Annotated in this window: 20 protein-coding genes; 8 read left to right on the top strand and 12 right to left on the bottom strand. The window is 72.7% G+C overall.

Annotated elements, in window-relative coordinates:
* Positions 1 to 32: 32 nt before the first annotated feature.
* Positions 33 to 1,166: an Mrp/NBP35 family ATP-binding protein gene (locus tag B0675_RS14655; RefSeq protein WP_081219266.1), complete on the top strand. Its 1,134-nt coding sequence runs from the start codon at positions 33 to 35 to the stop codon at positions 1,164 to 1,166.
* A 92-nt stretch (positions 1,167 to 1,258) separates the two neighbouring features.
* Here B0675_RS14655 and B0675_RS14650 read toward each other — a convergent pair whose 3' ends face one another.
* The 5 genes from B0675_RS14650 to sigE all read right to left on the bottom strand — a co-directional run bounded on the left by B0675_RS14650 (position 1,259) and on the right by sigE (position 7,075).
* The gene (locus B0675_RS14650; RefSeq protein WP_081219265.1) at positions 1,259 to 1,915 is read right to left on the bottom strand and encodes a hypothetical protein; all 657 of its coding nucleotides are present in this window, start codon (positions 1,913 to 1,915) and stop codon (positions 1,259 to 1,261) included.
* A gap of 271 nt (positions 1,916 to 2,186) precedes the next feature.
* Positions 2,187 to 2,624: a sec-independent translocase gene (locus tag B0675_RS14645; protein WP_081219264.1), complete on the bottom strand. Its 438-nt coding sequence runs from the start codon at positions 2,622 to 2,624 to the stop codon at positions 2,187 to 2,189.
* Between the two features lie 218 nt (positions 2,625 to 2,842).
* Positions 2,843 to 4,627: a trypsin-like peptidase domain-containing protein gene (locus B0675_RS14640; RefSeq protein WP_241539942.1), complete on the bottom strand. Its 1,785-nt coding sequence runs from the start codon at positions 4,625 to 4,627 to the stop codon at positions 2,843 to 2,845.
* A 772-nt stretch (positions 4,628 to 5,399) separates the two neighbouring features.
* Complete coding sequence (locus B0675_RS14635; protein WP_081219263.1) at positions 5,400 to 6,380, bottom strand: anti-sigma factor; 981 nt, start codon at positions 6,378 to 6,380, stop codon at positions 5,400 to 5,402.
* Positions 6,377 to 7,075 carry an RNA polymerase sigma factor SigE gene (sigE, locus tag B0675_RS14630; protein WP_081219262.1) on the bottom strand — a complete coding sequence of 233 codons (699 nt, stop codon included), beginning with the start codon at positions 7,073 to 7,075 and terminating at the stop codon, positions 6,377 to 6,379. Before sigE ends, B0675_RS14635 begins: the two co-directional genes overlap by 4 nt.
* A 392-nt stretch (positions 7,076 to 7,467) precedes the next feature.
* Between sigE and B0675_RS14625 the strand changes: the two genes are divergently transcribed.
* The gene (locus B0675_RS14625; protein ID WP_203660035.1) at positions 7,468 to 8,001 is read left to right on the top strand and encodes an O-methyltransferase; all 534 of its coding nucleotides are present in this window, start codon (positions 7,468 to 7,470) and stop codon (positions 7,999 to 8,001) included.
* Positions 8,002 to 8,178: 177 nt separating this feature from the next.
* On the opposite strand, the gene B0675_RS14620 is transcribed toward B0675_RS14625, so the two are convergent.
* The gene (locus B0675_RS14620) at positions 8,179 to 8,346 is read right to left on the bottom strand and encodes a DUF3117 domain-containing protein (RefSeq protein ID WP_003966491.1); all 168 of its coding nucleotides are present in this window, start codon (positions 8,344 to 8,346) and stop codon (positions 8,179 to 8,181) included.
* Between the two features lie 362 nt (positions 8,347 to 8,708).
* Between B0675_RS14620 and B0675_RS14615 the strand changes: the two genes are divergently transcribed.
* The gene (locus B0675_RS14615) at positions 8,709 to 9,512 is read left to right on the top strand and encodes an enoyl-CoA hydratase-related protein (protein WP_081219260.1); all 804 of its coding nucleotides are present in this window, start codon (positions 8,709 to 8,711) and stop codon (positions 9,510 to 9,512) included.
* A 116-nt stretch (positions 9,513 to 9,628) separates the two neighbouring features.
* Here B0675_RS14615 and B0675_RS14610 read toward each other — a convergent pair whose 3' ends face one another.
* Both B0675_RS14610 and B0675_RS14605 read right to left on the bottom strand, forming a co-directional pair.
* Positions 9,629 to 10,210: a DNA-3-methyladenine glycosylase I gene (locus tag B0675_RS14610; RefSeq protein ID WP_081219259.1), complete on the bottom strand. Its 582-nt coding sequence runs from the start codon at positions 10,208 to 10,210 to the stop codon at positions 9,629 to 9,631.
* Entirely contained in the window at positions 10,207 to 10,557 is a 351-nt protein-coding gene (locus B0675_RS14605; RefSeq protein ID WP_081219258.1) for a DivIVA domain-containing protein, read from the bottom strand. Before B0675_RS14605 ends, B0675_RS14610 begins: the two co-directional genes overlap by 4 nt.
* Positions 10,558 to 10,763: 206 nt before the next feature.
* Here B0675_RS14605 and folP point away from each other — a divergent pair, with 206 nt between their 5' ends.
* Positions 10,764 to 11,624 carry a dihydropteroate synthase gene (gene folP / locus B0675_RS14600; RefSeq protein ID WP_081219257.1) on the top strand — a complete coding sequence of 287 codons (861 nt, stop codon included), beginning with the start codon at positions 10,764 to 10,766 and terminating at the stop codon, positions 11,622 to 11,624.
* 154 nt (positions 11,625 to 11,778) lie between these two features.
* Here folP and B0675_RS14595 read toward each other — a convergent pair whose 3' ends face one another.
* Together B0675_RS14595 and dapE are read right to left on the bottom strand one after the other, a co-directional pair.
* Positions 11,779 to 12,537 carry a TIGR00730 family Rossman fold protein gene (locus B0675_RS14595; protein ID WP_081219256.1) on the bottom strand — a complete coding sequence of 253 codons (759 nt, stop codon included), beginning with the start codon at positions 12,535 to 12,537 and terminating at the stop codon, positions 11,779 to 11,781.
* Between the two features lie 142 nt (positions 12,538 to 12,679).
* Positions 12,680 to 13,759 (bottom strand): succinyl-diaminopimelate desuccinylase, encoded by a 1,080-nt coding sequence (gene dapE, locus B0675_RS14590; protein ID WP_081219255.1) that lies wholly within the window; start codon positions 13,757 to 13,759, stop codon positions 12,680 to 12,682.
* A 146-nt stretch (positions 13,760 to 13,905) separates the two neighbouring features.
* Between dapE and B0675_RS14585 the strand changes: the two genes are divergently transcribed.
* Together B0675_RS14585 and B0675_RS14580 are read left to right on the top strand one after the other, a co-directional pair.
* Positions 13,906 to 14,916 (top strand): heavy metal transporter, encoded by a 1,011-nt coding sequence (locus B0675_RS14585; protein WP_081219254.1) that lies wholly within the window; start codon positions 13,906 to 13,908, stop codon positions 14,914 to 14,916.
* A gap of 333 nt (positions 14,917 to 15,249) precedes the next feature.
* Positions 15,250 to 15,696: an ATP-binding protein gene (locus B0675_RS14580; RefSeq protein WP_081219253.1), complete on the top strand. Its 447-nt coding sequence runs from the start codon at positions 15,250 to 15,252 to the stop codon at positions 15,694 to 15,696.
* A 101-nt stretch (positions 15,697 to 15,797) separates the two neighbouring features.
* On the opposite strand, the gene B0675_RS14575 is transcribed toward B0675_RS14580, so the two are convergent.
* Both B0675_RS14575 and fdxA read right to left on the bottom strand, forming a co-directional pair.
* The gene (locus B0675_RS14575) at positions 15,798 to 16,895 is read right to left on the bottom strand and encodes a bifunctional succinyldiaminopimelate transaminase/glutamate-prephenate aminotransferase (protein ID WP_081219252.1); all 1,098 of its coding nucleotides are present in this window, start codon (positions 16,893 to 16,895) and stop codon (positions 15,798 to 15,800) included.
* Positions 16,896 to 17,109: 214 nt separating this feature from the next.
* Positions 17,110 to 17,430, bottom strand: a complete 321-nt coding sequence (gene fdxA / locus B0675_RS14570) for a ferredoxin (protein WP_030573070.1) — start codon at positions 17,428 to 17,430, stop codon at positions 17,110 to 17,112.
* 140 nt (positions 17,431 to 17,570) lie between these two features.
* Between fdxA and B0675_RS14565 the strand changes: the two genes are divergently transcribed.
* Together B0675_RS14565 and B0675_RS14560 are read left to right on the top strand one after the other, a co-directional pair.
* The gene (locus B0675_RS14565) at positions 17,571 to 18,716 is read left to right on the top strand and encodes a GNAT family N-acetyltransferase (protein WP_107482628.1); all 1,146 of its coding nucleotides are present in this window, start codon (positions 17,571 to 17,573) and stop codon (positions 18,714 to 18,716) included.
* The gene (locus B0675_RS14560; RefSeq protein WP_179165298.1) at positions 18,713 to 19,585 is read left to right on the top strand and encodes a transglutaminase-like domain-containing protein; all 873 of its coding nucleotides are present in this window, start codon (positions 18,713 to 18,715) and stop codon (positions 19,583 to 19,585) included. Before B0675_RS14565 ends, B0675_RS14560 begins: the two co-directional genes overlap by 4 nt.
* The last annotated feature ends 110 nt before the right edge of the window (positions 19,586 to 19,695 follow it).

Raw genomic sequence — 19,695 nt, 5'->3', positions numbered from 1 at the left:
GGGCCCCTGGGGAGCGCCGTACCATCGTCCCTATGGCTACGGAAGACGCGGTGCGTGAAGCACTGGCGACGGTGAACGACCCCGAGATCAACCGACCCATCACCGAGCTGGGGATGGTCAAATCGGTGGAGATCGGCGCGGATGGCACGGTCGCGGTCGCCGTGTACCTGACGGTCTCCGGGTGCCCGATGCGGGACACGATCACGCAGCGCGTGACCGACGCGGTCGCCGGCGTCGAGGGAGTCACCGCCGTCGAGGTCGAACTCGACGTGATGAGCGACGAACAGCGCCGCGAGCTGGCGACCGCGCTGAAGGGCGGCACCGCCGAGCGCGAGGTGCCGTTCGCCAAGCCCGGCTCGCTGACCCGCGTCTACGCGGTCGCGTCCGGCAAGGGCGGCGTGGGCAAGTCCTCGGTCACCGTGAACCTGGCGGCCGCGATGGCGGCCGACGGCCTCAAGGTCGGTGTCGTGGACGCCGACATCTACGGCCACTCGGTACCGCGCATGCTCGGCGCGGACGGCCGTCCGACCCAGGTCGAGAACATGATCATGCCGCCGTCCGCGCACGGCGTGAAGGTCATCTCCATCGGCATGTTCACCCCGGGCAACGCGCCGGTGGTGTGGCGCGGCCCGATGCTGCACCGCGCCCTCCAGCAGTTCCTGGCGGACGTGTACTGGGGCGACCTCGACGTCCTGCTCCTCGACCTCCCGCCGGGCACCGGCGACATCGCGATCTCCGTGGCACAGCTCGTCCCGAACGCGGAGATCCTCGTCGTGACGACTCCGCAGCAGGCGGCGGCCGAGGTCGCCGAGCGCGCGGGCTCGATCGCCGTGCAGACCCATCAGAAGATCGTCGGTGTCGTCGAGAACATGTCCGGGCTGCCCTGCCCGCACTGCGGCGAGATGGTCGACGTGTTCGGCACGGGCGGCGGCCAGTCGGTCGCCGACGGCCTGACCCGCACCACCGGCGCGGCGGTCCCGGTCCTCGGCTCCATCCCGATCGACGTCCGCCTGCGCGAGGGCGGCGACGAGGGCAAGCCGGTGGTACTGACGGACCCCGACTCCCCCGCGGGCTCGGCCCTGCGCGCCATCGCGGGCAAGCTCGGCGGCCGCCAGCGCGGCCTGTCGGGCATGTCGCTGGGGATCACCCCGCGCAACAAGTTCTAGGAGCCCGTGCGGGGATCCCGGTCCGCAGACGAAGGAGGGGCGCCGTCCGCACGGACGGCGCCCCTCCTTCGTACCGGCCGCGGCCGCCTGTCCTAGGCGTACGCCCCGATGTCCTTGATCATCGCGAAGCCCAGTCCGTACGCGCTCATGCCCCGCCCGTAGGCGCCCACGTGGACGCCCTCCTGGGTGGAGCCGGCGAGCACCCAGCCGAACTCGGACTCGCGGTAGTGGAAGGTCGTGGGGACCCCGTCCACGGGGAGGGACAGCGTGGACCAGTCCGCGCCGTCCAGGTCGTCGGCCAGCACCCAGGCGGTCTCGGTCTGCTGGTCCAGCCAGTCGTCGCGCAGCGTGTGGTCCATCTGGCCCGGCCAGGTGAAGGACAGGAGCCCCACACCGGCCAGCCAGGCGGCCGAGGAGACCGAGGTGGCCTCCAGCAGGCCCGTGCCGTCGGCGCTGCGCCGGTCGGGGTTGGCGGCGACGGTGACCACCACCGCGAACCGCTCCTTGTCGTCGGCCGGTTCGGGGCGCACCACCGGCTCGTCGCCGTGGCCGATCGAACCGTGCTCGACGACGCCCTCCGCCGACATGCCCACCTGCATCAGCCAACGCGGCCCCGTGAAGGCCTCGTCGAGGCCGTACCAGGGGAAGGGCGCCAGCAGGTAGCCGTCGACCGTACGCCGGGCGGTGGGGACCTGCTGTCCGCCGTCCGCGGCCGGCGCCTGCGCGCCTACCCGACTTGTCGTCTCCATCTGCCGGACGCCTCCTCGCTCTCGGCGGACCGGGTGGCCCGCCCCCCTCGGGCGTCCTTCGGTCCGCACAACAACTGGGCAGCATAGCCACACCGCTGCGAGCGGCGGCGAAAGCGCCCGGTGCGTGGGGCGTGTACACGGCGGAAACGGGCCGGGCGGGGCATCTTTCCGGCCCCGCCGCACCGGCACGGAGCCGGTGTGTCGGCCCGTGTCCCGGCACGGGGTGCCGGCTCGGCGTCCCGGCTCGGTGGTGTGCGGCTGACGCCGTGGATCAGGTGGCGTCGGCGTCGTAGGGCGGGCGCTCGTCCGGGTCGGCCTTCTCGGGCTTCTTCGTCATGTCGATGGAGCCGCCGGCCGAGCCGTTCGCGGAGGCGGAGGAGTCGGACTCGCGGCTGTGCACCGCGTCCGTGACCTCGGCCATCTCCTTCTTGAGGTCGAAGCCGTTACGGATCTCCTTGAGCCCCAGCTCGTCGTTGTCCAGCTGCTTGCGCAGGAACGTCTTGGGGTTCAGGTCCTCGAACTCGAAGTCCTTGAACTCGGGGCCGAGCTCGTCACGGATGTCCGCCTTGGCGCTCTCCGAGAACTCACGGATCTTGCGGATGGTGCGCGTGACGTCCTGAATCATCTTCGGGAGCTTGTCCGGACCGAACACGAGGACGGCGAGGACGACGAGCGTCACCAGCTCGAGTGGTCCTATGTCATTGAACACCTGGTAGCTCCTTGCGATGTCCGGTCCTCGGCCCTCGGGAGTGTTCCGTGGTCCGGGCCGTGACCAACGGTACCCGGCGATCCCGTCCGTCCGGAACTGTCCAGGGGCTTCCGACTTGCTGTGCACCTCCGGTTTTCCGTGATGTTTGCCGTCCGGAGCTGCGGTGTCGTCCTCCGCTGTGAGGTTCGTGTCATTCCCGCGCCGGTGCCCGTGGGCCCTCAGTCGCCGTCGGCGGACCCGAGGACGAGGGTCACCGTGCGCTCCGCTCCGCCCCGGCGCAGGGTGAGCCTTAGGTGGTCCCCGGGCCGGTGGGCGCGGGTCCTGACGATGAGTTCCTCACCGGAGTGCACGCGCGTGCCGTCGACCTCGGTGATCACGTCGCCCGCCTTGACGCCCGCCTCGGCGCCGGGTCCGCGCGGGCTGACCGCCGGACCGCCGTCGGCGGCCTTCGCGCCGACCCGCGCGCCGTCGCCCGTGTAGTTCATGTCGAGCGTGACGCCGATCACCGGGTGGGTGGCCCGGCCGGTGTTGATGAGTTCCTCGGCGACCCGCTTGGCCTGGTTCACGGGGATGGCGAAGCCGAGGCCGATGGAGCCGGCCTGACCGCTCTCCAGGTCGGAGCCGTTGTCGGCGGAGCGGATGGCGCTGTTGATGCCGATGACCCGGGCCCGCGAGTCGAGGAGCGGGCCGCCGGAGTTGCCGGGGTTGATCGGGGCGTCGGTCTGCAGGGCGTCCACGTACGAGACGTCGGTGCCGTCGCCCTTCTCGCCGCCGGCCGTGATGGGCCGCTCCTTGGCGCTGATGATCCCGGAGGTGACGGTGTTGGCCAGGTCGAAGGGGGCGCCGATGGCGACGACCGGGTCGCCGACCTGGACGCTGTCGGAGTTCCCGAGCGGCATGGGGGTGAGTCCGGAGACGCCGGTGACCTTGACGACGGCGAGGTCGTAGCCGCTGTCGTGCCCGACGAGCTTCGCCTTCGCGGTCTCGCCGCCGCTGAACGTCACGGATATCTCGCCGCTGTCGCCTGCGGGTTCGATCACGTGGTTGTTGGTGAGGATGTGTCCGCGGCCGTCGAGCACGAAGCCGGTGCCGGTGCCCTCCTCCTCGCTCCCCCTCACGTGCAGGGTGACGACGCTGGGAAGCGCGTGCGCCGCGATGCCGGCCACGCTGTCCGAGGGCCGGCCGGGGGCCTCCTCGGCGGCCTGCGGCAGCTCGACCTTCGTCACCCCCTCGTTGCGCTGCAGATACGCGCCCACGACGCCGCCGACCCCGCCGGACACGAGCGCGAGCACGACGGCCCCGAGGACGAGGGTCCTCCGCGTCCGCCCGCGGCGCCGCGTCGCGGTGGGCACGGCGCCCCCGTTCTGCTGGAGCGGCGCCGGAGCGGCCCAGGGGTCGTAGTTCCGCCAGGGATCGGGGACCGCTTCCTCGGGAGGCTGCGGGTCGCTCGGCGCGGCGGATGCCGGGGACGTGACGTCCTGGGGCACGGGGTCGAGGGGTGAGGTCCGGGCCTGCGCCGGGATCGCGGCGGAGAGGTCGGGGCCCGGGGCGTGGGGTGCGGTGGGGTGCTGGACGGGCGGGGCGGGGGCCCAGGGGCCGGGGTGGCCGTACGGAGGGGTGCTGTTGGGGTCGGACCCGTGCAGGGGCTCCGGACGCGCCACAGCGGGCCGCGCCAACTCGTAGTCGCCGTCCTCCCGGAGGCCCGTTCCGTCGTCGGTCGGGCACGAGGCGGCAGGGTCGGGGCTGTGCGGAGCGCCAGGCGCCGCACCGGAGGGTCCCTCGGGGGAGCCGCCGACGACCTCGACGCCCGGGGATGGCCTGTCGGAACGGGCGTCACGGTCGAGAGCGCCACCGAGGTCGGAGCGGGGGGTGGATCCGGTGTCCGAGGGGACGCGCTCCCGCGCCGGGTCCGGGTACGCGGGGGCGGAGTCCGGCGCCGGGTCCGGGTACGCGGCGGCGGAGTCCGGCGCCGGGTCCGGGTGCGCGGGGGTGGAGTGCCGCACCGGGTCCGGGTGCGCGGCGGCGGAGTCCGGCGCCGGGTCCGGGTGCGCGGGGGTGGAGTGCCGCACCGGGTCCGGGTACGCGGCGGCGGAGTCCGGCGCCGGGTCCGGCTGCACGGGGGCGGAGTCCCGCACCGGGGCCGGGTGCGCGGGGGCGGAGTCCGGCGCCGGGTCCGGCTGCACGGGGGCCGAGTCCCGCACCGGATCCGGCTGCACGGCGGCGGAGTCCCGCACCGGGTCCGGCTGCACGGCGGCGGAGTCCGGCGCCGGGTTCGGGTGCGCGGGGGCGGAGTCCGGCGCCGGGCCACTGTCGGTGGCGGGCCGGGCAAGTTCGTAGTCACCGCTGTCGGTCTCGCGCGCTGTCTCGCGCGCTGTCGGCGGGTGCGCGTCTCCGTGGGCGGTGCCCTCGCCGGTCTCGGCCATCCGAACGGCCGGGCCCGGCTGTGCGGGAACGGTCTCGGAGTGGCCGGGACGCTCGGCGGTGTCGCCCCGCTCGGCCGCCGGCTGGGCGGCAGGGCTTTCGGGGGCCGGTCCCTGGTCCGGGTTCCCGGGAGGGGCCGGTGGGGTGTCGGGGCCCGTGCCGTGCGGCCGGGGCCTGTTCCACCACTTCGCCTTCGTGGGCTTCCCCTCGTTCATGCTCTCCCCACACCTGGCCCGCGGCACAACTCGCCGACGGTCACCACAGACCGGTCGACGCCCCGCCCGGAATCCCTCCCGCGGGCGCGGCCCACCCCGGATTGAACCAGGTTCACGGGCCGCCGCGCAGAGGACGTGGTCAGCGAAGGCTACGAGCGGAGGGGGAGGTGGGGGACGCGGTCGATGAGGGGGACGGTGAGGCGGCGGGGGCGGCGAGCAGGCCCGGGGCCGTGGCCTCCGAGGCGGGGGACCACGTGTTCAGCGAGACCGGCTGGGCGCTGCTGAGCGGGCGTATCAACGGGGACATGGCGGCGGCACCGGCGACCACGGGGGTCGTCAGCGTGTGCACGGCGTCCGTGCCGCGGTCCGCCGGAGCGGGGACTCCGGGCAGCAGCGGGGCGGACACCTCGGTCGGGGCGACCGGGGCGTTGCCGAGGGAGCGCTCGCCCTGGGCGAGCAGGGGCCCGACCGACCGGCGGCGCTGTGCCTCGGGGGTCGTGGGCGTGCCGGTGCCCTGGGTCCGCGCCGGCGTCACATTGCTGCCGAGGCCGGAGCCTCCGCGCGCGTCGACGGTGTCCCCGGCGATGCCGGTCGACACTCCGCCGAGCGCGACGGCGGCCAGCGAGACGGCGCCCGCCGCGGCAGCGGCGAAGCGCAGACCGCGCGAGGCCGACCGCTCGGCCTCGTGACGGCTGACGTCATGGATACGGAAGCCGCGTCCGGAGGAGGGAGGCAGCACGTCGGCGTGCGGTCCGGCGGGCACGTAGCCGAAGGGCTCACCGCGCACTCCGAAGACGCCGGGCATGCCCGGGCTCGCGGAGCCGCCGGGAAGTCTTCCTCCGAACGCGCCGTGGCCGAAGGGCGAACCGCTGTCGGAGTCCCCTCCCCCGGGCAGCCCCTGGAGGCGGGCCAGGAAGCTCTCGGACGGGGGCGGCGGGGCCATTTCGGCGAACACGTTCTTCAGGCGTCGCTGCGCGTCGGCCTCGGCCTTGCACTTCGCGCAGGTCGCGAGGTGGGCGAGGACGCGGTCGCGCGACTCATGACCGAGCTCTCCGTCCACGAGGGCGGAAAGTCGGTCCCCCAGGTGCTGCTCGGCAGGTGTGGGACGGGTTCCACTCACGCGGTCGCGCCCCCTCCCCCCAGCACGGGCACGCGGGCCGCGAACGAGCGTCGCTCGGCGCGGGCCTCGGGGGACCGGTGTGCCAGGGCCTTGCGCAGCTGGGAGCGGCCGCGGTGGATCCGGGAGCGGACTGTGCCGAGCTTGACGCCCAGGGTCGCGGCGATCTCCTCGTACGACAGTCCTTCGATGTCGCAGAGGACGACGGCGGCGCGGAACTCGGGCGCGAGGGTGTCCAGCGCCTGCTGGACGTCGGCGTCGAAGTGGGCGTCGTTGAAGACCTGCTGCGGGGAGGGTTCTCTGCTGGGCAGGCGCTCCGCCGCGTCGTCGCCGAGGGCGTCGAAACGGATGCGCTGCTTTCGGCGCACCATGTCCAGGAAGAGATTCGTGGTGATGCGGTGCAGCCAGCCCTCGAAGGTGCCGGGCGTGTACGTGGACAGCGAGCGGAAGACGCGGACGAAGACTTCCTGAGTGAGGTCCTCGGCGTCGTGCTGGTTGCCCGTGAGGCGGTAGGCGAGGCGGTAGACGCGGCCGCTGTGGGTGCTGACGATCTCCTCCCACGTGGGCGGAGTCCACGGCTGCGACTCCGCGTCGGTGGTGAACGTCGCGGTCTGCACAGGGGCAGCAGCGTGGGGCTGGTCAGCGTTGTCGGTCACGGATTTCGGCTCACCCGCTGATCTGAGCAGGCGCCGGAGCACTCCGCCTCGATCCACAGGCGCAGCCGCACCTCCCCTGTCGGCTCTGGTGGTGTCCAGTGGAGCCCCTACCATAGCCACCTCGCCCGTTAGCTCCGGATAAGCGGTTTTACGAGAATTTGATACGGGCTCATATGGGTGCGTCAGCACCTGCCCGTCACCTCGCTCCGTGCGCTGGTCCATCGTCTTTCCCCCGCTCTGTTTCCCCACCCCTCTAAACGCCCGGTCCCATCAGCAGGTTCCCGGCACCAACGGATACAGTCACGCCCAGGCAACCACGGGGACAGGAGAGGGTCATTACCGGCAACCGGCAGACGAGCTGGGCGTTCGCCGACGCCTTTGTCGCCGAGGACGAGGCGCTGCGCTGGGCCCGGGACCGGGCCCGCGAGGCAGGCATGCGCTCGGTGTCTCCCGGCACGGGCGCGGCGCTGCGGATGCTCGCCGCCACCGTGGACGCGAAGGCGGTCGCGGAGATCGGGACCGGGACCGGCGTCTCCGGAATCCATCTGCTGCACGGCATGCGGCCGGACGGGGTACTGACCACCGTGGATCCGGAGCCGGAGCGCCAGCAGATCGCCCGCCAGGCCTTCCGTGCCGCCGGTTTCGCCAGCAACAGGGCCCGGTTCATCCCGGGTCGCGCGCTGGAGGTCCTGCCCCGCCTCGCGGACGCGGGATACGACCTCGTCTTCTGTGACGGCGACCGACTGGAGTGTCTGGACTACCTCGCTGAATCGTTGCGCCTCCTGCGCGTCGGCGGGCTCGTCGTCTTCGAGGGCGTCTTCGCGGACGGCCGGACCGTGGACTCCGGACCCCAGCCGGTCGAGGTGAGCCGGCTGCGCGAACTGCTGCGCGCGGTGCGCGAGAGCCAGGAGCTGGTGCCGTCGCTGCTGCCGGTGGGCGACGGCCTGCTGTGCGCGGTCAAGCGCTGACCGGAGACGGCCGCCCGTCCCCACCGCACGGCCCGTCGCACAGCCCTGACCAGGCCGTTCTTGGCCGTGGTGCACTCCGGCCAAGGCTTCGGGGCGGTGTTCTCCGCCCGAAAAGACAGCTTCCCCGGCACCAGGTACGGTGCCGGGGAAGCCGAAAAGGTAGGGTCGCGTTCCGCGTCAGCCGACGACCTTCTTGAGAGCGTCGCCGAGCGCGTCGGCCTCGTCAGGGGTCAGCTCGACGACGAGCCGACCGCCGCCTTCGAGCGGAACGCGCATGACGATGCCCCGCCCCTCCTTGGTCACCTCGAGCGGGCCATCGCCCGTCCGCGGCTTCATGGCCGCCATGCTCGTTCCCCTTCCTGAAACCAGCTCATCGTCGCCGACGGCCCCCTCGGAGGGCACGCACGTCCTCTCATAGGACACACGTCACCGGCATCGAACACATTGCTTCCAGGCCATTATCCCGCATCTCCAGACCCGATGACCAACATCAGTCGGCATCGCTTGCGCAACGCGCTTGAGCAAAACCACTCAATTCGGCGATGTGACTGCGATACTGCGCCGCCGCATGGACTTCCAGGACCCGGAATTCTTTGACGCAGGTCACATGACCGCCCGGCTCCACCGCCGGTGATCTCCGCCATGCTGTCATCGGACAGGACGTACCGGCCGGTACGACGGAGCCGCGACACCGGAGGGGACCCACCATGGCCGACACCGTGCTCTACGAGGTGAGCGACGGACTCGCGACGATCACGCTGAACCGCCCCGAGGCGATGAACGCGATGAACACCGGGACCAAGGTCGCCCTCCGCGACGCGGCACAGGAGGCGGCGGCCGACGAGGGCGTGCGGGCGATCCTGCTGACCGCCGCGGGCGACCGGGCGTTCTGCGTCGGGCAGGACCTCAAGGAGCACATCGGGCTGCTCGCGTCCGACAAGCAGTCCGGCGAGGGCCGGACCATGAGTACCGTGCGCGAGCACTACAACCCCATCGTGCGGGCCCTGACCGGTGCCGCGAAGCCGGTGGTCGCCGGCGTCAACGGCGTCGCGGCCGGTGCGGGCTTCGGGTTCGCGCTCGCCGCGGACTACCGCGTCGTCGCCGACACCGCCGCGTTCAACACCTCGTTCGCCGGTGTCGCGCTGACCGCGGACTCCGGGGTCTCCTGGACGCTGCCCCGGGTCGTCGGCCCGAGCCGCGCCGCCGACCTGCTGCTCTTCCCACGCAGCATCAGCGCGCAGGAGGCCTACGAATTGGGTATCGCGAACAGGCTCGTTCCGGCCACGGAGCTGCGCGCGGAGGCGGAGAAGGTCGCTCGGGCGCTGGCCGCGGGGCCGACGCTCGCCTACGCGGCACTGAAGGAGTCCCTGGCCTTCGGGCTGACCCACTCCCTCGACGAGACCCTGGAGAAGGAGGACGAACTCCAGGCGCGCGCCGGTGCCTCCGAGGACCACACCATCGCGGTCCAGGCGTTCGTCGACAAGGAGAAGCCGAAGTACCTCGGACGCTGACCGGCCGACGATCGACGGGACGGTCGACGGGGAGGGGCGTGCGAGCGGTGAACGGCCCGCACACCCCTCCCCGTCGCGTCTCGCCCCGCACGGCAGGTCACCGCCGCCCGGGTACGTCAGACGGCGTCGCGGGCCCCGCAGTCCGCCAGGTGGTCGTTCACCAGTCCGCACGCCTGCATCAGGGCGTACGCGGTCGTGGGGCCCACGAAGCGGATGCCGCGCTTCTTGAGCGTCTTGGACAGGGCGGTCGACTCGTCGGTGACGGCGGGGACGTCGGAGAGCCCGCGCGGCGCCGGGCGGGTCGCCGGGTCGGGGGCGAAGGACCAGATCAGCTCGTCCAGCTCGCCCGGGGCCCAGTCGGCCAGCACGCGCGCGTTGGCGACCGTCGCCTCGATCTTGGCGCGGTTGCGGATGATCCCGGTGTCGCCGAGCAGGCGCTCCTTGTCGGCGTCCGTGAACGCCGCGACCTCGGCGATCTCGAAGCCCGCGAACGCGGCACGGAACCCGGGGCGGCGGCGCAGGATGGTGATCCAGGACAGGCCGGACTGGAAGGCCTCCAGGCACAGCCGCTCGTACAGCGCCTGGTCGCCGTGGACCGGGCGGCCCCACTCCTCGTCGTGGTACGCCACGTAGTCCTCGGTCGACAGGGCCCAGGGGCAGCGGAGCACGCCGTCGGGACCGGCCAGCGCGTCGCTCACCGCTCGTCCTCGGGGTGCTTGCGCAGCGAGGTGGGGGCGGTCGCCGCGCGGGCCCCCGCGAGCGCGGACTCCAGGTCGGCGATCCGCGCGTCCCGCTCACCGATCTCGGCGCTGAGACGCCCGAGGACGTCGTCCACGTCCGCCATGCGGTAGCCGCGCACGGCGACCGGGAAGCGCACCGCGTCCACGTCGCCCCGGGACACCGGACGGTCGTACGGCAGCGGGTCGTGCAGGCGCTCGGGCTCGGCGTCGGGAAGCGGGGTGCTCTCGCCGCCGCCCACCACGGACACGGTGACCGCGGCGACCACGACGACGAGCGCGACGACGAGGAACAAGAACATGAACATCGCTGGAGGTCCCCACGCTCTGGTGCCGGCGCGGAGCGCGTCGGCGCGAAGTACGGATGCCCGGCGACCGCTGGTGCCGGAGGTGCTGATGCTGCCGGACAGCAGTCTGCCGCCGGAAGTGTCAGGCTCCGATCGTGCCATGCGAGTCTGACAGTTAAGGTCGCAGGCGGCTCATCGGCGGTAACCACTGGGAGAGGTCATAGGGGATGCTCAGGCTGGGCAGGCGGGAATTCGACCCGCGGGAGCCGGTGATCATGGCGATCGTGAACCGGACCCCGGACTCGTTCTACGACCAGGGCGCCACCTTCCGCGACGAGCCCGCCCTCGCGCGCGTGGAGCAGGCCGTGTCCGAGGGCGCCGCCATCATCGACATCGGCGGGGTGAAGGCCGGCCCCGGCGAGGAGGTCACCGCCGAGGAGGAGGCGCGCCGTACGGTCGGTTTCGTCGCCGAGGTGCGCCGCACGTTCCCGGACGTGATCATCAGCGTCGACACCTGGCGGCACGAGGTGGGCGAGGCGGTCTGCGAGGCCGGCGCCGATCTGCTGAACGACGCCTGGGGCGGGGTCGACCCGCGGCTGGCGGAGGTGGCCGCCCGGTACGGGGTGGGCCTGGTGTGCACGCACGCCGGGGAGACGGAGCCGCGGACCCGTCCGCACCGGGCGGCGTACGACGACGTGATGGCCGACATCCTGCGGGTGACGCTCGGTCTGGCGGAGCGCGCGGTCTCCCTGGGGGTGCCGCGCGAGTCGGTCCTCATCGATCCCGGGCACGACTTCGGGAAGAACACCCGGCACAGCCTGGAGGCGACCCGGCGGCTCGGCGAGATGGTCGAGACCGGGTGGCCGGTGCTCGTCTCGCTCTCCAACAAGGACTTCGTGGGCGAGACGCTCGACAAGCCGGTCAAGGAGCGGGTCGTCGGCACGCTGGCGACGACCGCCGTGTCCGCGTGGCTGGGGGCCCAGGTCTACCGCGTGCACGAGGTCGCCGAGACCCGGCAGGTGCTGGACATGGTGGCGTCGATCGCGGGCCACCGGCCGCCGGCTGTGGCCCGGCGGGGGCTGGCCTAGCGGACGGGGACGGGTGCGGCACCCGCCGGGACGGCGGAGGGGCCGGCCGCGCAGCCCCTCCGAGACCCGGCCGGTGCCGGGGCGGCGTTCCCACGGGGTGTCCGCAAAGTCGCGTCGTCCACCCGGAGGACGGGCGAGACTTTGCGGACAGGGCCTAGCGGCCGGCCTCCTTCGACACCAGGGCCACCGCTTCGTCCACGTCGTCGGTCAGGTGGAACAGCAGCAGGTCCTTCTCGGAGGCCTTGCCCTGGGCGATGAGCGTGTTCTTCAGCCAGTCCACGAGGCCGCCCCAGTACTCCGTGCCGAACAGCACGATGGGGAACCGGGTGACCTTCTGCGTCTGGACCAGGGTGAGCGCCTCGAACAGCTCGTCGAGGGTGCCGAGTCCGCCCGGCAGGACCACGAAGCCCTGCGCGTACTTGACGAACATCATCTTCCGGACGAAGAAGTACCGGAAGTTCAGGCCGATGTCGACGTACTGGTTGAGCCCCTGTTCGAAGGGGAGCTCGATGCCGAGGCCGACGGAGATGCCCTTCGCCTCGCACGCGCCCTTGTTCGCGGCCTCCATGGCACCGGGGCCACCGCCGGTGATCACGGCGAACCCGGCCTCGACGAGGCCGCGCCCGAGGGCGACGCCCGCCTGGTACTCGGGCGAGTCGACGGGCGTCCTCGCGGATCCGAACACACTGATCGCGGGCGGCAGTTCGGCCAGCGTTCCGAAGCCCTCGATGAACTCCGACTGGATGCGCAGCACCCGCCAGGGGTCGGTGTGCACCCAGTCGGACGGGCCTCCCGCGTCCAGCAGCCGCTGGTCCGTGGTGCTCGCCTGCACCTGGTCCCGCCTGCGCAGCACCGGGCCCAGCCGCTGCTCCTCCGGTGGCCGCTTCTTGCCCTCCGGGTTGCCAGTAGCCATGTCCACTCCCTCCGCGTACGGGTCTCCCCCGCCCCGGCCGGAGCCGGGTCCTGGGGAAGGTCGTTCCGCCCCAGCGTAGATCTCCGCTGGTTACGGCGGGGGGACGTGGGCATGTCCGCCACGAACCGCCGTCGGGTACGTCTCAGGCGGTGAGCCAGGAGCGCAGTCGCTCCTCACCCGCGAGGATCTTGGCCGTCTCCACCCGCTCGTCCCTCTTGTGCGCCAAGTGGGGGTTGCCGGGGCCGTAGTTGACCGCCGGAACGCCGAGGCGGCTGAAGCGGGAGACGTCGGTCCAGCCGTACTTGGGCTGCGGGGTGCCCCCGACGGCCTCGATGAACGCGGCGGCGGCCGGGTGGGAGAGCCCGGGCAGGGCGGCTCCGCTGTGGTCGTCGACGACGAACTCGTCCACACCGCAGTCGGCGAAGACCGCGCGGACGTGCTCGATCGCCTCCTCCTCGGTGCGATCGGGCGCGTAGCGGAAGTTGACGGTGACGACGCACTCGTCGGGGATGACGTTGCCGGCGACCCCGCCGGAGATGCCCACCGCGTTCAGTCCCTCGCGGTACTCCAGGCCGTCGATGACCGGGTAGCGCGGCTCGTACGCGGCGAGCGCGGCGAGGATCGGGGAGGCCGCGTGGATCGCGTTCGACCCCATCCAGCTGCGGGCGGAGTGGGCCCGCTCGCCGCGGGTCTTCAGGAGCACCCGCAGCGTGCCCTGGCAGCCGCCCTCGACCTGCCCGTCGGAGGGTTCGAGAAGGACCGCGAAGTCGCCCTCCAGCCAGTCCGGGTGGGCGTCGGAGACGTGCTTCAGCCCGTTCAGGTGGGCCGCCACCTCTTCGTTGTCGTAGAAGACGAAGGTGAGGTCGCGGTTGGGCTCGGGGACCGTGGCCGCGATCCGGAGCTGGACCGCGACGCCCGACTTCATGTCGCAGGTGCCGCAGCCCCACAGCACGCCGTCCTCGTCGAGCCGGGAGGGCACGTTGTCGGCGATCGGCACCGTGTCGATGTGACCGGCCAGGACGACGCGCTCGGCGCGGCCCAGGTGCGTGCGCGCCACGATGTTGTTGCCGTACCGGTCGACCGTCAGATGCGGCAGGGCACGCAAGGCGGCCTCGACGGCGTCCGCGAGCGGCTTCTCGTCGCCGCTCTCCGAGGGGAAGTCGACGAGCTGCGCGGTGAGCTCGGCTGCGTCCAGGGCGAGGTCAAGGGAGGTGTCGGCCATGGCGTCGACCCTAGCGCGCCGGACCGGCGCCCCCGAAGGGCCCAGAAGCGGCCGGAAGGGCCGGAAACAGTCGTACGTCCCGGCCGTCCCGAAGGTTGTCCACAGTCACAGGGGGCGCCGGCAGGGACCTCCAGTACCTTGTACGCGTGTCAGAGCCGTCCCCCACCCCCGCCCGGCGTCCGCGCCGCAGGTTCCTCCGCTTCGGAGGAGCCCTCGTGGTCCTGCTCGCGCTCGCGGGCTACCTCGCCGTGCAGTACCTGACGGGCGGCACGGGTGCGCCCCGGTGCAGCGTCGTCTCCGGCAAGGGCGACGGCGCGTCGTACGAGTTCAGCCCCGAGCAGGCGGTGAACGCGGCGACGATCTCGGCGGTCGGCACCTCCCGGGGGATGCCCGAGCGCGCGGTGGCCATCGCGCTCGCGACGGCGCTCCAGGAGTCGGGGCTGCGCAACATCCGGCACGGCGACCGCGACTCGCTCGGTCTGTTCCAGCAGCGGCCCTCACAGGGCTGGGGCACACCGCGCCAGATCATGGACCCGGCGTACGCGTCGGGGATCTTCTACGAGCACCTGGCCAAGGTTCCGGGCTACTCGCGGCTGCCGCTCACCGTCGCGGCCCAGCGGGTGCAGCGCAGCGGCTTCCCCCAGGCGTACGCCAAGCACGAGCCGGACGCGACACTGCTGGCCGCCGCCCTCACCGGCCGCGCCGCCGCCACGCTGACCTGTCAGGGTCGTCCGGACGCGACCCCCGCGGGCGGTGCGGACGCGGTGCGCAGCGCGCTCGCCAAGGACTTCGGGCGGGACGTCCTCCAGGAGGCGGGCGCGACCGTCGGCGCGGCGGGTGTCTCGCCGTCACCGGAGGCCACCGCCTCCGCCGGCGCGGCGGTCTCGGCATCGCCCTCGCCGGGGTCCGGCGGCGGGACCGTGACCGTTCCGGTGCGCGAGGGCGCCACCTCCGGGACCGGGACGCTCCGGCGCGGCTGGGAGCTGGCGCACTGGGCCGTGGCCAACTCCTCGGCGCTGCACATCGAACGGGTGTCGTACGCGGGGCGCGAGTGGACCGCCGGACGCTCCGAGGGGTCGTGGCACACGACCGACGCGAAGGGCGCTTCGCCCACCGGGAAGGCCGCGTCCGAGGTCCGGATCGTCACCGGGCAGTAGTACGGGCCCTCACTCGTGCGGATTACCCCGCCCGCGACGGGCCGACGTTCCGTACGGCATTTCGCTCGCTCACTCGGCGGTTCGCGAAATCCCTTGAGAACAAAGGGCCGTAAGGATTCGTCAGCCCCTGCCGACAGACTCCGTTTGCCCGTTTTTATCCACAACTGATTATGCGACGCATTACCAACTCTTTACGTCGGGTCACCGCAACCTTCGACGGCTTCGAGCGGTAGTCACTGCGTCCGAGCCCGGAACGATCACCGGCGGCACACCAGCAGCCGGTACCCCGGACCGGTCGGACAGTTCACCGTTTTCTCCCGTCTAAGGAGCACCATGTCCCTCCCCCTGACCCGCCGGATCGCCCGTGTCGCGCTGCTCATCGCAGCGGGAGCGGCGCCCGTGGTCGGTGCGGCCGGCTCCGCCAACGCGGCGGCCGCACTGCCGGCCACCCCCGACCTCGGCGGACTGACCGCCCTGGACGGGGCGAGCGTCGGCAACACCGTCGACGGAGCGACGCAGAACGTCACCGGGACGGCCGGCAAGTCCGGTGGCGACACGGTCAAGAAGGCGGTGCCCGCCGCGGGCAAGGCCGGCGGCAAGGTCGCGAAGACCGTGACGCCCGCCGCCCAGAAGGTGGCCGGGGACACGGCCGGCCAGGCCGGCGGTCTCCTGGGTGACACCGCGAAGACCGCGACCGGCGGCGGCCTGCCGACGGACGGCGTGACCAAGGGCGGCCTGCCGACCGACCAGCTGCCGCTCAAGGGCCTGCCGCTCGGCTAGCGGGGCCGTCGTAGGACGACGGGGGTCCGGGGAACTCGCTTCCCCGGACCCCCGTTTCGCTGGTCCCGGCCGCGTCACGCCACCGCGCCGCCGGGCGCGGCTCAGGAGGTGAGGCGCTCCACCGCGGCGGCCACCCGCTCGTCCGAGGCGGTCAGCGCCACGCGGACGAACGTCTCACCGGCCGTGCCGTAGAAGTCACCCGGAGCGACCAGGATGCCCAGCTCGGCGAGGTGCGCCACCGTCGACCAGCAGGACTCGTCGCGGGTGGCCCAGAGGTAGAGGCTCGCCTCGCTGTGCTCGATCCGGAAGCCGTGCCGCACCAGGGCGTCGCGCAGGGCCGTGCGGCGGGCGGCGTAGCGCTCGCGCTGTTCCCGGACGTGGGTGTCGTCCCCGAGGGCCGCGACCACGGCGGCCTGGGTGGGCGCGGAGGTCATCATGCCGCCGTGCTTGCGGATCTCCAGCAGCTCACCGAGGACGGCGGGGTCGCCCGCGAGGAACGCGGCGCGGTAACCGGCCAGGTTGGAGCGCTTGGACAGCGAGTGGACCGAGACGATCCCCTCGTAGGAACCGCCGCAGACGTCCGGGTGCAGGACGGAGACCGGCTCGGCCTCCCAGCCCAGTTCGATGTAGCACTCGTCGGAGAAGACGAGGACGCCGTGCTCGCGGGCCCAGGCGACGATCCGGGTCAGTTCGGCCGCGGAGAGGACCCTGCCGGTCGGGTTCGACGGGGAGTTCAGCCACAGGAGCTTCAGGTCCGTCGGGTCCAGCTCGGTCGGGTCGTCGTAGGCCACGGAGTCCGCTCGGGCGAGCCGCGCGCCGACCTCGTACGTCGGGTACGCGAGGCGCGGGTAGGCGACCTTGTCCCCCGGGCCGAGGCCCAGCTGGGTGGGCAGCCAGGCGACGAGTTCCTTGGAGCCGACGATCGGCAGGACGTGGCGGTGGGTGACGTCCCGGGCGCCGAGCCGTCGTTCCACCCATCCCGTGAGCGCGTCCCGCAGCTCGGGCGTGCCCCACACCGTGGGATAGCCGGGCGAGTCCGCGGCGGCGACCAGAGCCTTCTGGATCAGCTCGGGCACCGGGTCGACCGGGGTACCGACGGACAGGTCGACGATGCCGCCCGGGTGAGCTGCGGCGGTCGCCTTGTAGGGCTCCAGCTTGTCCCAGGGGAAGGTGGGAAGCCGGTCGGAGACTGCGGACACGGGATCGGGCTCACTTTCTCGTACGTACGACCCGTACGGTGTCGTGCTGACGGCCCTGCCCACGGCCCGTCCGGACGGACACGGGCCGCCGCACGGGCCGGAACGGCAAATGCCTCGGTCCCGTACGGCGATCGGAGCGATCGAGGCCGTACGGGACCGAGGCGGCGCTCCTCGAGCTACCGCCGGGGGTGCCCCGGCGGTCCGCTCACCGGTGCTACTGGTTCTGCGGCGGAAGGGCTGCGATGAAGGCGTGGTCGCGCTCGATCAGGCCCAGCTTGCTGGCGCCGCCGGGCGAGCCGAGCTCGTCGAAGAACTCGACGTTCGCCTTGTAGTAGTCCTTCCACTCCTCCGGAGTGTCGTCCTCGTAGAAGATCGCCTCGACCGGGCACACCGGCTCACAGGCTCCGCAGTCGACGCATTCGTCCGGGTGGATGTACAAGGACCGGGAGCCCTCGTAGATGCAGTCGACCGGGCACTCCTCGATGCACGCCTTGTCCTTGACGTCGACACAAGGCTGCGCGATGACGTAGGTCACGCTGTCGTTCCTCCTCGATAGGGCGCTGGCGGGCCTGCGTAGGCTCCGCCGCCTGGCGCGCGGGAGCGCGGCGTCGTCGATGCCCGCCCCTAGTATCTCCGTTCTTGGGCATGATCCGAACAGGAGGGGTGGACCGACCCGTGGAAATCTCTGCTTCCGGCCGACTCGAGGTCCGTATCACCGCTGCTGACGTGGGCAAACGCGTCTCGGTGCGCCGCATGACGGACGATGGAGACACGGTGGAGAAGTTCACCGATACGGTCGGTGTTCTCACATCATGGGACGACGGTGTGCTGCTGATCACACGACGGACCGGTGAGCGGGTCCGGATCGCGGAGTCGACGCTCGTCGCGGGCAAGGTCGTCCCGTCCGCCCCGGCGCGGCGTCGCGGCCCGGCCGCGACGTACGAGGAGCTGGCGCGGGTCGCCGCGCGGGCCTGGCGTCCGGTGGAGAGCGAGCGGCTCGGCGACTGGGAGCTGCGCGCCGCCGGCGGGTTCACCCGGCGCGCCAACTCCGTGCTGCCGCTGGGCGACCCGGGCGTGCCGCTGGACGACGCCCTGACCGTCGTCCGGGACTGGTACGGCGACCGCGGACTCCCCGCCTACATCCAGACCAGCACCGGCGCCGAGGGCACGCAGGAACTGCTGTGCGCGGCGCTGGAGGCGCGTGGCTGGTCGAGCGAGGTGACCGCCGAACTGTGGATCGGCGCCCTCGCGCCGCTCGCCGACCGCGAGGCACCCGAGGTGGCCCTCTCCCGGACGGCGGACGTGTCGTGGCTCGGCCGCTACCAGCGCAAGGGGGTGGGCGAGGTGGCCCTGCGGGTGCTGGGCAGCGGGCCCTCGGTGTGGTTCGCGACGGTTCCGGGGGCGCAGGGTGAGCCGCCGGCCGCGATCGGCCGGTGCGTGGTGGACGGCCGCTGGGCCGGATTCGCGGCCGTGGAGGTGGACCCCGCGCACCGGCGCCGGGGCCTCGCCACCACCGTGATGGCCGCCCTGGCCGACCGTGCCCTGGCCGAGGGCGCGTCGGCGGCCTGGCTCCAGGTGGAGACGGACAACACGGCGGCCCGCACCCTGTACGCCGGCCTGGGCTTCTCCGCCCACCACGCGTACCACCACTACCGGTGGGCGGCGGGGACGGAGGCCGCGGAAGCCACCGGCAGCGAGCGGGACGCCTCCGCGGGCGCGCCCCCGGCAGCGACGGCCACGCCCTCGGACGTTCCCGCGGTCGGCGACGCCACCCCGGGGCCGGACGGATCCGGCGGTGCCGAGACGTATCGATCGGCGTGAAGGGGCACGAACCCGCTATGTCTTCCCCGCAGCCCCCGGAGAGGGAGCGAGCCGACGAGGTGCGGCGGCGGTTCGCCGCGGAGGCGCGGGCCGAACGCCCTGATCTCGCGCTGCTCTGTCTGCTGGTGGGAGCCGCGGCGGACGGCACGCTGGACGAGGCGGGGATCGACGCCGCGCAGATCGAACTGGACGATCTGGCCGGGCAGTTGCCCTTCCGCCCGGGCGGCCCGCGGTCCTGGGCGACCGCACTGGCCGAACTGCTCGGCGGGCGCCGCGGATTCCGGGGGCTGCCGGCCGACTACCAGCGGCTGGAGTCGTCCCTGCTGCACTCGGTCCTGCGGCGGCGGCGCGGGCTGCCCATCCTGCTCTCCGTGGTGTGGATGGAGGTCGCCCGCCGGGCCGGGGCGCCGGTCTACGGGGTCGCGCTGCCCGGCCACTTCGTGGTGGGCTTCGGACCGCCCGAGGAGCAGGTGCTCGCGGACCCCTTCGACGGCGGACGGGTTCTCGCCGGGGCGGACGCGGAACTCCTCGTCGCGGGTGCGACGGGCGCCCCGCTGGACCCGTCGATGCTCTCCCCCGCCGAGCCGCTCGATGTGATCCAGCGCATCCTGAACAACGTCCGCGCCTGGGCCACCGCCCGCCCGGAGCGCTCCGACGTCTCCCTCTGGGCGGTCGAACTCTCCCTGCTGCTCCCCTCCCACCCGGCCCGGCTGCGCTACGAACGCGCGCAACTCCTCGTCCAACGAGGCGACTTCCTGACCGGCGCCGCCGAACTCGACGCCTACGCCGACGTGGTCTCGACGGTCGACGAACCCGCAGCCACCCGGGTCCGCCAACAGGCCCTGGCGGCACGGGCGATGCTCAACTGACGGAAACGGGATCCGACGGAGGATTCCCCTTTCCGGTTGCCTCCCGAACGAACATCTTCCGGTCAAGCTCGGGCAAGATCCCAGAAAAGCAATCCCGGTATCCGGGATGA

Origin of the sequence: Streptomyces sp. M41(2017), from assembly GCF_002078175.1 — a bacterium.
GTDB lineage: Bacteria > Actinomycetota > Actinomycetes > Streptomycetales > Streptomycetaceae > Streptomyces.
Note: the sequence above shows the minus strand (reverse complement) of the source record. Positions and strands in the feature narration are given on the sequence as shown.

Bases quoted from the DNA above. Each gene is read 5' to 3' on its own strand.
- dapE (WP_081219255.1), bottom strand. From the start codon at position 13,759: ATGGCCGACACCTCCCTTGACCTCGCCCTGGACGCAGCCGAGCTCACC.
- B0675_RS14580 (WP_081219253.1), top strand. From the start codon at position 15,250: ATGTCCCTCCCCCTGACCCGCCGGATCGCCCGTGTCGCGCTGCTCATC.
- B0675_RS14625 (WP_203660035.1), top strand. From the start codon at position 7,468: ATGCGCTCGGTGTCTCCCGGCACGGGCGCGGCGCTGCGGATGCTCGCC.
- B0675_RS14605 (WP_081219258.1), bottom strand. From the start codon at position 10,557: ATGTTCATGTTCTTGTTCCTCGTCGTCGCGCTCGTCGTCGTGGTCGCC.
- B0675_RS14620 (WP_003966491.1), bottom strand. From the start codon at position 8,346: ATGGCGGCCATGAAGCCGCGGACGGGCGATGGCCCGCTCGAGGTGACC.
- B0675_RS14655 (WP_081219266.1), top strand. From the start codon at position 33: ATGGCTACGGAAGACGCGGTGCGTGAAGCACTGGCGACGGTGAACGAC.
- B0675_RS14615 (WP_081219260.1), top strand. From the start codon at position 8,709: ATGGCCGACACCGTGCTCTACGAGGTGAGCGACGGACTCGCGACGATC.
- B0675_RS14595 (WP_081219256.1), bottom strand. From the start codon at position 12,537: ATGGCTACTGGCAACCCGGAGGGCAAGAAGCGGCCACCGGAGGAGCAG.
- folP (WP_081219257.1), top strand. From the start codon at position 10,764: ATGCTCAGGCTGGGCAGGCGGGAATTCGACCCGCGGGAGCCGGTGATC.
- B0675_RS14650 (WP_081219265.1), bottom strand. From the start codon at position 1,915: ATGGAGACGACAAGTCGGGTAGGCGCGCAGGCGCCGGCCGCGGACGGC.